The 12,838-nt window shown below is 54.7% G+C and carries 8 protein-coding genes; 3 read left to right on the forward strand and 5 right to left on the reverse strand.

Features of this window, described 5'->3' with window-relative positions; translation table 11 throughout:
* Positions 1 to 299 precede the first annotated feature (299 nt).
* From LIO98_RS04520 to LIO98_RS04530, 3 genes are all read left to right on the forward strand, one after another.
* Positions 300 to 2,435 (forward strand): glutamine synthetase III, encoded by a 2,136-nt coding sequence (locus LIO98_RS04520; protein ID WP_291953594.1) that lies wholly within the window; start codon positions 300 to 302, stop codon positions 2,433 to 2,435.
* Between the two features lie 229 nt (positions 2,436 to 2,664).
* Positions 2,665 to 4,158 (forward strand): aldehyde dehydrogenase family protein, encoded by a 1,494-nt coding sequence (locus LIO98_RS04525; protein WP_291953595.1) that lies wholly within the window; start codon positions 2,665 to 2,667, stop codon positions 4,156 to 4,158.
* Positions 4,159 to 4,307: 149 nt separating this feature from the next.
* On the forward strand, positions 4,308 to 5,573 hold the full coding sequence (locus LIO98_RS04530) for an MFS transporter (protein WP_291953596.1): 1,266 nt from the start codon (positions 4,308 to 4,310) through the stop codon (positions 5,571 to 5,573).
* Positions 5,574 to 5,674: 101 nt separating this feature from the next.
* Here the strand turns inward: LIO98_RS04530 and LIO98_RS04535 are convergent, their stop codons facing one another.
* The 5 genes from LIO98_RS04535 to LIO98_RS04555 all read right to left on the reverse strand — a co-directional run bounded on the left by LIO98_RS04535 (position 5,675) and on the right by LIO98_RS04555 (position 12,691).
* Positions 5,675 to 8,470, reverse strand: a complete 2,796-nt coding sequence (locus tag LIO98_RS04535) for a molybdopterin-dependent aldehyde oxidoreductase (protein ID WP_291953597.1) — start codon at positions 8,468 to 8,470, stop codon at positions 5,675 to 5,677.
* Between the two features lie 466 nt (positions 8,471 to 8,936).
* Complete coding sequence (locus tag LIO98_RS04540; RefSeq protein WP_291953598.1) at positions 8,937 to 10,388, reverse strand: tripartite tricarboxylate transporter permease; 1,452 nt, start codon at positions 10,386 to 10,388, stop codon at positions 8,937 to 8,939.
* A 71-nt stretch (positions 10,389 to 10,459) separates the two neighbouring features.
* Positions 10,460 to 10,903, reverse strand: a complete 444-nt coding sequence (locus LIO98_RS04545; protein ID WP_291953599.1) for a tripartite tricarboxylate transporter TctB family protein — start codon at positions 10,901 to 10,903, stop codon at positions 10,460 to 10,462.
* A gap of 96 nt (positions 10,904 to 10,999) precedes the next feature.
* Positions 11,000 to 11,935 carry a tripartite tricarboxylate transporter substrate binding protein gene (locus LIO98_RS04550; RefSeq protein WP_291953600.1) on the reverse strand — a complete coding sequence of 312 codons (936 nt, stop codon included), beginning with the start codon at positions 11,933 to 11,935 and terminating at the stop codon, positions 11,000 to 11,002.
* A gap of 33 nt (positions 11,936 to 11,968) precedes the next feature.
* Positions 11,969 to 12,691, reverse strand: a complete 723-nt coding sequence (locus LIO98_RS04555) for a FadR/GntR family transcriptional regulator (protein ID WP_291953601.1) — start codon at positions 12,689 to 12,691, stop codon at positions 11,969 to 11,971.
* Positions 12,692 to 12,838: the final 147 nt, after the last annotated feature.

Genomic DNA, 12,838 nt, shown 5'->3' on the forward strand with positions numbered 1-12,838 from the left:
TGACTTCCTCCACTTTAAATACAATTTATATATTATAGTTGGAACGGCCCACAAAGAAAATAGCGGCAAACGTACCCGCGGTTCACCCCTAGAGGAACTTTTAATTTTTAGCGTGAAACATGGCCAATGGACCGCGCGCTCTGAATAGAAACTCCTCATGCTTGAACAATTTGAGATATTTTTTACATTTCTGCACAATAAAAGATATTTTAAGCATTAAAATACGCTTGATTTTATGCTTAAGTAGTTGTATAAAAGTATCAGTATGTTTTATCCCCCATTGGAAAGGGTTTTATATCATGGCTGAAACAAAAGAGTACCAGAAGATGAAAGATATATATGGCTCGCTTGTATTTGACCAGAAGGAGATGAAGCAGCGCCTGCCGCAGGATGTCTTTGAAAATCTTGTCGGCGCGATGGAGGGAAGGCAGAAGCTCGACTCCGGTATCGCCGATACGGTGGCGCTCGCGATGAAGGACTGGGCGGTCAGTAAGGGCGCAGACCACTGGGCCCATTGGTTCCATCCGCTCACCGAGCTGACGGCGGAGAAGCATACCGCCTTCCTCACCGCCGACGAGAACGGCAACCCGCTGAACTCCTTCCGCGGTAAGGATCTCATGCAGAGCGAACCGGACGCCTCCTCGTTCCCCTCCGGCGGCACGCGTAGCACCTTTGAGGCGCGCGGTTATTCCGCTTGGGACCCGACAAGCCCCGCCTTTATCATCCGCTCACGCAAGGGCGGCACTCTCTGTATTCCCTCGGTTTTCATCGCTTATGACGGCTCGCCGCTCGACCTCAAGACTTTCCTGCTCCGTTCGATGCAGGCCGTCGAGAGCCGCGCCATGAAGATGCTGAAGCTCTTTGGCAACCGCGGCGTGCGCTATGTACACGCGACGGTAGGCGGCGAGCAGGAATTCTTCCTCCTCGACCGCCCCCGCGCGCAGAAACGTCCCGACATCCGCTTCTGCGGCCGTACCCTCGTCGGTTCGCCGCCGCCGCGCGACCAGAAGATGGAGGACCATTATTTCGGCGCGATCCCCACACGCGTCCTCTCATATATGGAGGACGTTCAGCGCGATCTTGCGCGCCTCGGCGTCGACCTCGCGACGCGCCATAACGAAAACGCGCGCTGCCAGTTTGAGTTCGCGCCGCAGTTCACCGAGGCCAACCTCGCCTGCGACCAGAACCAGCTGATAATGGAGACAATGCGCAAGATGGCCCGCCAGCATGAGCTGCGCCTTCTCTTCCACGAGAAGCCATTCCACGAAATGAACGGCAGCGGCAAGCACATCAACTTCTCGCTGGAGGACAGCGAGGGACGCAACCTGCTGAAGCCCTCGACGAACCACCGGAAGAACGTCATCTTCCTCTCATTCCTCTCGGCCTTCATCCTCGGCACGGCGAAACACTTCGGGCTGCTGCAGGCTTCGATCTCGACCCCCGGCAACATGTACCGCCTCGGCGGCCATGAGGCCCCGCCCTATATCATCAGCGTCTACCTCGGCGACGCCGTGGCGGGAATGCTGCGCGCGATCGAAGAGGGCGGCGGCGGCGATGGCGTGAAGCAGACCAAGGGCACGCTCGACCTCGGACTGCCGAAGCTGCCAGATATCGTGGCCTTCGACAGCGACCGCAACCGCACGAGCCCGCTGGCCTTCACCGGCAACAAGTTTGAATTCCGCGCGCCGGGAGCTTCGCAGGCGATGGCGGTGCCGGTAATGTCGCTGCTCTCCGTCTGGGCCGCCGGACTTGAAGAGTTCCTCACCCTATTTGAGGAGCGCATAAACGGCGGCGAAGATCCCGTCGAAGCGGCGATAAAGACAATCCGCAAGGTCTCCGAGATAAATAAGGATATCCGCTTCGAGGGCGACGCCTACACGGGCGGCTGGCACGCTGAGGCGGAGCGCCGCGGGCTCGTCAAAGCCCATACTATTCCCGAGGGCATCGACCTCTTTATGGAACCCTCGACGCTGCAGATGCTCGAAGAGCTCGGCGTCTTTTCGAAAAAAGAGATGGAGGCCTTCCATACCATCAAGATGGAGAGCTTCGTAAAGAACATCGAGATAGAGATGTCCGTACTGCGCGACATGGTCTGGGAGGGAATACTTCCCGCCATCTCAAAGCAGCTCATCCTCGAGCGCGATTCCTTCGCCATCGCGGACGGCTTCGACCTTCCCGGCACAGAGAGCTGGAAGAGGATCATCGTGAAGCTTGCCGAAGCGAAGATATCGCTCATTGAAAAGACCCGCGAACTGGCGGCGCTGCGCGAAAAGATGGCGGCGATGCCGACGCGCGCGCACGCTGACGAAATTGTGAATTCAGCCGTCCCCCTCATGAAAGAGATCAGGAAGACGGCAGATTCTATAGAAATTTTCCTTTCTGGCGAAAATATGCCTTACCCCAATTACAGGAACCTCCTCTCACTTTCGGCCTAGTGCCGACCCATCCCTTAAGGGCTCCCCAGCCAAATCGGCCGGGGGGCCATTTTTACTGATTTATTTTTAGTTAATATAGTTCATATTAGGCAAGTATTTTTACTTAAATCAATGTTATAATTAATGCTAGAATAAATATTCAGAATTAATTAGTATCCTACAAGATGTAGTGAGCCTTTTTGTCGTTTAATTTAGAAACGCAAAAACGCAAAATAAAGGGGGTATCTATATGCTGAACAATGAACCTGAACTGCAGAAACAGTATGGGTTGTTTATCAATGGAGAATGGCGGCCGTCTAATGACGGGAAATACTTTAAGACCCACTGCCCGGCTAACGGGCATACGCTGGCCGAATGTGCGGAGGCAACGCGGGAGGACGTCGACCTTGCCGTAAGTACGGCCTGGGAGGCATGGAAGAGCTGGAAAGATGTCGCCCCGGCCAAAAGGGCTGATCTTCTGCTCAAGATCGCCGACGTGATCGACGCAAACAAAGAACATCTCGCGATGGTAGAATCGCTCAACAACGGCAAACCCATCCGAGAGACGATGGCCATCGACGTTCCCTTCTCAGCCGATCACTTCCGCTATTTCGCGGGGGCGGTGCGCACCGAGGAGGGCAGCGCGGCGATGCTCGACGAGAACACCATGTCGATAATCCTCCGCGAACCGATCGGCGTCGTCGGACAGATCGTACCTTGGAACTTCCCATTCCTCATGGCGGCCTGGAAACTCGCGCCGGTGCTCGCGGCTGGCTGCTGCACGGTATTTAAACCCTCGAGCCTCACGCCGCTTTCGGTGCTGGAACTTGCGCGCCTCATCGGCGACATCCTGCCGCCGGGCGTCTTCAACGTCGTCACCGGCAAAGGTTCCAAGGCCGGGCAGTTCATGCTGGAGCACGAAGGATTCAGGAAACTGGCCTTCACCGGCTCGACCGACGTCGGCGGAGATGTCGCGAAAGCCGCCGCAAACCGTCTGATCCCTTCGACGCTGGAACTCGGCGGCAAGTCGGCGAACATCTATTTCCCCGACTGCAAATGGGACATGGCGATGGACGGACTGCAGCTAGGCATCCTCTTCAACCAGGGGCAGGTCTGCTGCGCAGGCTCGCGCGTCTTCGTCCATGAGGATATTTACGACCGGTTCATACACGACGCGGTGAAGGCCTTCAACAGCATCAAAGTCGGCATGCCGTGGGAGACCGAGACCCAAATGGGCAGCCAGATAGACAAAAACCAGGTCAAAAAGATCCAGGCCGCCGTCGATATGGGCGTCGAGGAGGGAGCGCGCATCGCCTGCGGCGGACATCCCATCGCCGAGGGAGATTTCGCTAAGGGCTCCTTCTACGCGCCGACGTTGCTGGTCGACGTGACGAACGATATGAGAGTGGCGCAGGAGGAAATCTTTGGTCCCGTCGCCTGCGTCATCAAATTCAAAACGGAGGAAGAGGTCGTCGCGATGGCCAACGACAACGCCTACGGCCTCGGCGGCGCCGTCTGGACTCGCGACATAAACCGAGCGATAAGGGTCTGCCGCGGCATCGAGACTGGGCGCATGTGGGTCAACACCTACAATTCAATACCGGCCGGCGCGCCCTTCGGCGGATATAAGGCGAGCGGCGTAGGGCGTGAGACACACAAGGTGATACTCGAGCACTACACACAGATGAAAAACATCATGATAAACCTCAGCGAATCGCCAAGCGGCTTCTACCCGCGGGGTTAAAAGGCTGAAAACTAAAATAAAAGTTCCTTCGCCTGTTCTAGGCGAGGGAGCTTTTATTTTGTCCTTAAAACAGAAAAAAGTTTTATAATAACTACTATGCTGTTATAAAATGGGAATGTTAATTTAAGGAATGGGATGGTGAACACCATATGCCCCCTACAGAAAGAGCCGTGTCCATGCTGGGAGCAATATTTTCTTCATTGAAACACAGGGACTTCCGTATATTCTGGATCGGGCAGTGCGTCTCGTTAATGGGGACTTGGATGCAGCGCACGGCGCTCATCTGGCTCGTCTACACGATGACGGACTCGCCATTTCTCGTCGGACTTGTCGGCGTCGCGCAGTTCCTGCCGATGCTCCTCTTCACACTCTTTGCGGGCGCGGTCGTGGACCGTTTCCCCAAACGTAAAATACTGATCGTAACACAGTCGCTGCTGATGCTGCAGGCTTTCGCGCTGGCGCTGCTGGCCTTCTTCAACTCCGAGCAATACTGGCAGCTGCTTCTGCTCTGCGCCTTCCTCGGCATTACGACAACGATCGACATGCCGGCGCGCCTCTCGTTTTTCGCCGACCTGGTCGGCAAAGAGGACGTCATGAACGCCGTTTCGCTAAACTCATCGATCGTCAATCTCGCGCGCATCATCGGCCCCGCCGTCGCGGGGATCGTGATGGTGAAATTCGGCGCCGCCGTCTGCTTCCTTATCAACGCGCTGAGCTTCCTCGCCGTCATCTACAGCCTGACGCGCATTGAGACAAAAGACAGCGTCGCCCCTCCCCAAAAGAGGGATATGCTGGAGGAGGTCAAAGAGGGACTGGCCTACATCAAAAATGACGAAACGCTCTACCTCAACGCCGTCTTTCTCGCCATCGTCAGCACCTTCGCGATGAACAGCGAGGTCATCATCCCCGTCTTTGCCAAGACCGTCCTCGGCATGGGCGCGGGAGCCTATACGAAGCTGCTGTCCGCGGCGGGCGCGGGATCGCTTACCGGAGCCGTCACGATGGCCTCGCTCTCCAAAAAGGGGGTCAGAAAATGGATACTTCTCGTGGGAGCCGCCGCGACCCTTTCGGTACAGGTACTTATGGCGATCGCCTGGAACTATGCGCTGGCGCTGCTTTTCGTGGCGATGATCGGCTTCTTCAACCTCGTATTCCTCAACGCGGGAAACTCCATCTTCCAGGTCTACGCGCCCGACAAATATCGCGGCCGCGTGATGAGCGTCTATTCCTTCCTCACCCAGGGCTCGCTGCCGGTTGGCAACTTCTTCGCCGGCACCGCGATGCAGGCGCTCGGCGGCTGGGCCGGCTACCCAGTCTGCGGCCTCACGGCCTTCATCTGCCTCGCGTTCTTCATGAGAGATAAAAAAGAGGTTGTGACGGGATGGTTCGAGGGCGCTAAAGCATCAGAGGGGTAAAAATTTCTAAGAACCTTTCGAAAAAAAGGGCGGCATACTACTGTGTAGTATAACCACCCCGGTTCGCATATGTTGAAAAATTTTCTATATTTATGTCCGCACTATTGTTGTTTTTCCCTCAGCAGCGCCTTGATTTTTTCAGGCTTGGCCGGCAGACGCTTTACGCGCACGCCGACCGCGTTATAGATGGCGTTGATGATGGCCGGATGCGGCGCGGTAAGCGGCAGTTCTCCCGCTCCCGACGCTCCCCAGGGACCGAATTCGCGCGGCGTTTCCATGTGGATCAGCTCCATATCATCCGTTATGCTCTTGATGTAGGGGAATCCGCACGTCACGAGATTGTTATAGCGCGCCGGATCTTCAAAATCCTCGTAGAGCGCCAGGCCGATACCCTGCGCCAAACCGCCGTACATCTGGCCGTCGACCACGCCGTAGTTGTTGATGACGCCTACATCGTCAATCAGCGTCATCTTCGACACCCAGGTCTTTCCCATCGTCACGTCAACGTCGACCTCTGCCATGAAGAGCCCGTACATATAGCAGGCATATGGCATGCCCTGCCCATTTTCGTCGATTCCCTTAACCGGCACGATCTCTCCGTCCGCGTTACGCGTCACGCACTCATATGTCCCATGGTAGATAACTGGGAAACCTTCTTCGACCATTTCATCGTATGTCCGAAAGGTCCCGTCCGGCCTGCGCATCGCATCCATAAGTTTATTACAGCCGTCAATAATGGCCTGTCCGACCATCACCTGGCATCGGCTGGCCGCCGCCGGCCCGCTGTTCGGGCAGCGATAGGTGTCATTAAGGAAGAGGCGGATACGGTTAGGCTGCAGGCCGAGCGGCACGAGCGCCCGATGCGCGGTCCCCAGCGTGCCGATATCGGCGCCCTGTCCGTGATCCTCCCAGGTATTGTAGACCATCACGCCGCCATCCGGCATCAGCTCGATGTCACAGTTGGCGGTGTCGCCTCCGTCCACATTTGAGTTGTATACGCCAAATGCGACGCCGACACCCTTCCGCATGGTCTCGGTAGACTCCTCTTTCGCCCGTTTCAGGGCCTCATGATAGCGGGGGCGCAGGATTTCGACCATTTTGGGCAGAGGATAAACGTCCGGCGCATGACCGTGAGGGAAGGTCCCCCCGGGGTGAATGGCGTTGAGGTAACGGAACTCAAGCGGGTCCATGCCGACCTTTTCCGCAAGCATATCGACCGCCACCTCCTGCGCGATATGCACCTGCGGCGCGCCCCAGGCGCGGAATGCCGTGTTCCATTTCTGGTTTGTGTAGACGGCGTATCCTACGCCGTTCACATTTTCAACGCCGTAGAGCGCGCCCATATAATGGCAGAGTTTCACGACGAGGCCCGGGGCAAATTCGGAATATGGCCCGTGATCGACCCAGGATTTGTGATTTATCGCCCGGATACGTCCATTTTCGTCGGCGCCGAGGGCGACCTTCATCAGGAACGGCGCGCGTTTCGGCGTATAGGTCACATGGTGCTTCGTGTCATAGCGGCAAAAGACGGGACGTCCCGTGGCGATGACCGCCGCCGCTATATATCCCTCGCAGGTCAGCCCCAGCTTGTATCCGAACGAAGCGCCTGTGTGGTTCTGAATGATGCGGATCTTCGAAGAGGGGATGCCGATACCGCGCGCGAGAAAGGAGGCCGCGCGATAGATGGAGATGTGCTTGGACTGGATCGTCAAGTTGCCATCTTCATCCCAGTAACCGAAGCCAACATCGTTTTCCAGCGTCAGATGCGGCTGCCTTTGAAGATAAAAGACATCTTCCACCACATGCGGCAGAGAATCAAGGACTTCAGCGGCATCCTTTCCCTTGCGGACCCGCCGCTCAAGGTAGACATTGGAGACACCTTCGTGAATTGACGGAGCATCCGGGGCAAGCGTATCCTCCACATCCATCAGCGCGGGCAGCTCTTTCAGTTCGACACGAACCTTCATGGCCACCGCCTCCGCCTGCTCATAGGTCTCCGCGCAGACGACCGCGGTGACGTCGCCCCACATGAATATCTTTTTATCACAGAGTATAGGGCGCTCCCAGCCATTGCCGGATAACACGCTTGGATGCTGCGCGCCGAAGAGTTTATTCGTGCCACCGAAGGCGTAAATGTCATCCGCCGTGACGACCTTGACCACGCCCGGCATCCGCTCGGCCTCTTTGATGTCGAGGCTCAGGATCTCCGCGTGATTTACATCCACATGGACCAGCGCGGCATAAAGCGTGTTCGGCGGCAGCATCATACCGGCATCATCTCCAAAATCCCAGGTCCCGGTCACTTTGAACTTATCGCTCGGCCTCGGGTAGTTCGTGCCCCAGATAAGCTCGCCGGGCTTCAAAGCGCGTCCGAAATCTTCCATCTCTTTTTCGCCGCGCAGGACCGCCGCGGCGTCCATCACCGCATTCACAATCTGTTTGTAGCCGGTACAGCGGCAGGCACACCAGTGCTTCTGCAGCCAATTACGCACATCCTCCCGCGTCGGATTGAGGTTGGTATCAAGAAGCCCTTTCGCCGCCATGACGAATCCCGGCGTACAAAAACCGCACTGGATCGCGTTGTTCGCAATAAACGCCCACTGGATGGCGTGCAGATGATCGGGCGTTCCCAAACCTTCCACCGTCAGGATATCAGCGTGCTCAGGGATTGATTTCATCCTCACTATACAGGCGTGCATGACCTTCCCGTTTACGATCACATTACAGACGCCGCACTGTCCGCATTCACATCCACGCTTGGTGCCGGTAAGTTTCAAGTGATTTCGTATGACGGTCAGTAAGGTATCCTCCGCCTTGCAAACAACACGCGTCTGATTACCATTAATGTTAAGCAGATAGGATTTTAGAACAACTTTATTTCCAACTGATGAATCCAACGGCTTCTCCTCGCTTTCTCTCTCATGTAATACGGCTTCATATGCCGAAATTTTTTATGCACCATGCGCCATATTTTTATTGGCGTGAAGTTTTAAAGTCAACGAATCAGGATCGGAGACAATAACGTACCCATTGCGGACACTGCGCAAGTTCAGGACAGATAAGCGGGGAGCTCTCTGCACACCGGATAAACGTCTCCCTGCCATCGGCGCGACATCCTCCGAGAATTCCGCACCAGTAAGCGGTGTCATGGTAATCTGTGTTGCCCTCACGCTGAGGGAAAACGCCTTATGTTTATAACAACCGCTCACATGGGACATGTGGGGGCAAAAATAGCGGGTCGGTCAATCGCAGAGTTAATATCTCTTTACGCAGCATTTAGCGGAAAACCATTTCATTTCAAACACATGGGAAGTTTTCATGGCGATATAAAAGCTCTTTATTCGCCATATTTCTCATGCCCTCTTAAATCTGCCCTTTCTTCAGCTGATTCCGCACAGAGAGCGCGAAGGTCATGATGGCAATGAACAGGAAGGTCAAACTGATCGGCCGCGTGAAAAAGATGAGCGGGTCGTTATTTGAAATGATGAGTGAACGGCGCAGGTTTTGCTCGATCATCGGTCCCAGGATCATGCCCAGAACAAACGGGCTGCCCTGATATCCGTACCTTGTCAGAATAAACCCGGCGATACCAAAGAAAAACGCCACAAACACGTCGAATATCGAATTCTGGATCGTGTACGAACCGACACAGCACAGCAAAAAGATACAGGGAAGCAGATATTTTTTTGGCAAACGGTCAATTTTGACAAAAAGATTGGCCAGCCCCAGCCCCACCAAGAGCGTCACTATCGAAGCCACAAAAAATCCCGCGAACAGCGTATTGACCAACCGGGAGCTTTCAACAAAAAGATTCGGCCCCGGCTGCAGCCCCCAGATGATGAGCGCGCCCAGGATAATCACGGTGACGGCGTCCCCCGGAATACCCAGCGTCAGCATCGGGATAAAGGCGCCGCCGCAGACTCCGTTTGCTCCGGCCTGAGGCGCCGCGACGCCGTTGATGTCACCTTTTCCGAATTCATCCGGATTTTTAGCCCACCGCTTGGCCTCTCCATAAGAGACGAAGGAGGCTATATCCGCGCCGGTCCCGGGGAGAGAGCCGATAAACGTCCCAATCAGACTGGAGCGAAAAATCGTGACGATTGAGTATTTGATATCCTCCTTGGTTGGAAGGATGCGCGATATCCTGCTGCTGCCGCCATCTTTATGCGTCAGTGCGGCAGGATTTTCGATTATCGCCCCTGCGTTGCGGAAGACCTCGGAGATGGCGAAGAGCCCGATAAGGGCCGGTACATATGATATACCCGTCATGAGAATCAGAGTATCTCCCGTATAACGGGAAATTCCATTGATCGGGTCCATTCCGATCGTCGCCGTCAGCACGCCGAGCAGCGCGGAGATAACGCCTTTTAGGAGCGAATCGGAGCAGAGCACGGCGACGACGGAGAGCCCGAATACACTGATCGCGAAATATTCCGGAGCGCTGAATTTCAACGCAAACTTCGCAATTATGGGCGACAGCGTAACAAGAAAAAGCCAGCTCACCATCAATCCACAGAACGCGGATATCTGCGCCATGCCGATCGCCCGCCCCGCCATACCCTTTTTCGTCAGAGAATATCCATCAAAACAGAGCGCCGCGGAGGCGGGAGTTCCCGGCGTATTCCAGAGAATAGCGCTGACGGAACCACCCTGTACCGCTGAGATAAAGACGGCGGCCAATATGAGCAGCCCCTGCTCCGCGGAAAGGGAAAAGGAGAGCGGGACTAGGATCGCTACCGCCATCGTCGCGGTCAGCCCGGGCAGAAAACCGACAATATATCCGCCCACCACGGAGACGACTGTCAGGAGAATCATGTCAAACGTGAAAAAACTCTGAAAACCTTCTAGCAGACCGCTGAACATCGTAATACCTCCATCCCTGAAATTTAAAAAAGCCCCTGCGGCAGCTGAACCTTAAGAGCCATGTAAAACAAACAGTAAACTGTCAGCGTAATACCGCTGCTCAGTAAAAGTCCCTTAGGCCAGGGTATCCGAATCAGTGTGCAAAAGAAGAAAATTACAATAAGCCCCGTCGCGATAAACCCTATCGCCCAAAGTAAAACAGGGACGAGACAAGAGAGGGCAAAGAGCAGGAGCAGCCGAAAGGGAAGTTTTTCTTTCTGAGAAGACTCCGCCGGCTTTTTTCTCCGCAGGGCAATCAGCTCCAGGAGGCTGCTTGCCAAAAGGAGCAGCGCACACAGGTTGGGGAAGAAGCTTGGCCCGTAACGTCCGGCGTTTGGTGCCGCAGCCTGGACTTGGATACCTCCGTACAGAAAAGAAAGCGCGACTAATATAAACGCAATTGGAATAAAGGTCTCTTTGTTTTTCAAAACAATTCACCTCCAAGTGTGTGTGTTCTTAAAAAGCCCTTCTCCTCGGAGAAGAGAAGGGCCAATAATGTTCAAGGGATTTGTATCAGTGAAAGGTTACTGTATGGCTTTTTTAAATACCGGGTCCATTTCGTTGAGCCATTTTGTGAATTCCGCGCCTTTGCGGTTGTTGTACTTGAACCCCCGGTCTTTGAGGAATGCCTGCGTCTCCTGCGAGGTGATCGCCTGCTGGAAGACCGCGGTCACATCGTCAACGATATTCTTCGGCGTCCCCTTGGGAAGGCCGATGCCCCACCACGCTCCGATCACCGCGGGACATCCCTGTTCGGTAAATGTCGGCGCCTCGGGGCAGGCTGCCTGGCGCTCCGCGCTGGTCACCCCGAGGATACGCATACGCCCATCCTGCACAAAGGGAAGTATCTCGGAGAAACCGCACGCCACCGCGGCGACGTGATCGCCAAGAGCCGCGGTAATCGCCGCCGCACCGCCGTCATAGGGGACGGGCGTGACATTGACATTGGAACCTTTTTCGATAAGACGCAGCGCAAGATTCCAGATGGAGCCCTCCGCCAGTGCGCCGACTTTGACTTTATCAGGATCTTTCTTAACGGCATTTAAGAAATCCTCGTATGTTTTCAAGGGAGAATCAGACTTCACCGCCAGAACAGCCGGAGCGGTCGCGATAAGCGCCACATGCTCGAAATCGCGGAATGAATACTTCGCCGTTCCCGCCAGATGCATCGTCGAGGCCTCCGTCGTGATGACCGTAACGTTATATCCGTCTTTGCGGGCCGTTGAGCCGTATGTCTGCCCAATCGCGCCGCCGCCACCGGTACGGTTCATTACAATGGCTGATTTTCCCGTATTTTTCTGAATCTGAGAGGAGAGCAGACGTGCGATCGTATCCGTAGCCCCGCCGGGAGTGGCTCCTACGATCAATGTTATGTCACGTGTCGGATAGGCGGCAAAAGCGGTGCCAAAACAGGCGGCAAAGAAACAAACTGCTAATACGAGAACCAAAGATTTCTTCACAAAAATCACCTCCGTGGAGATTAATATGAGCGGTCAGCTCATATGTTCATAAAACGACAATTTCAAATGCTCCTCGACTTTCTCCCTTACTCTTTCAACTTCCCCCTTAGCCATCAGATCCAGTATCTCCCTGTGCCCCTCCAAACTCTTGGAAAACGGCTTGCTCTCCTCCCGCCAGATCCGTTCCGAATCCCAGTGCTCGAAACCGATAGACTCGATGATGTCCTTCAAAATACCGGAGAGGACGCTATTCTTGGAGGCCTTTCCCAAATAAAGATGAAACTGAAGATCCGCTTCATGGTACCGTTCAACGTCCTTCGTACGGACGGCCTCTTCCATCTCCTGATAAAGCCCTTCCAGCTTTTTTATATCGTTATTGTCCAGTTTGTAGGCTGCATATTCCGCGATCACCGGCTCGATCAGAAGCCTGGCAAAGAAGGCTTCGATCGATCCCTCCACCTTGCCAAGTTCTTCAAGATACGACCACAGTACGGTCTTCGTCGATGCGATTGGAACGCTGGCGTCTCCCGCGTTTTGCACAAATGTTCCCTGCCCGGGACGTCTTTTGACGATACCCATATTGACCAAGACAGACATTGACTCGCGTATGACCGAGCGGCTGACGCCGAATGTTTGAGCTAAGGTCTGCTCGTTGGGCAGCTTATCATTTTCCCGCAGCGAGCCGCTTTCAATAGCCTCCAATATTTGTTTGATCACATTATGTGTCTTTTTTCCACTGTCAAGTTTTTCGAACATATTTCTATCCCCTTTCTGACAACTATATCCTATGTCAGACATATGAGTTTAGTCAACTTACGCCGTCCCGGGCCGGACGGCAAAGTAACGACAGCGGAAAGCACATAATATCTGTCCCGAAAGAACGACGGGAAAAATTACCGGGGA

Source organism: Cloacibacillus sp. (assembly GCF_020860125.1).
Taxonomy (GTDB): Bacteria; Synergistota; Synergistia; order Synergistales; family Synergistaceae; genus Cloacibacillus.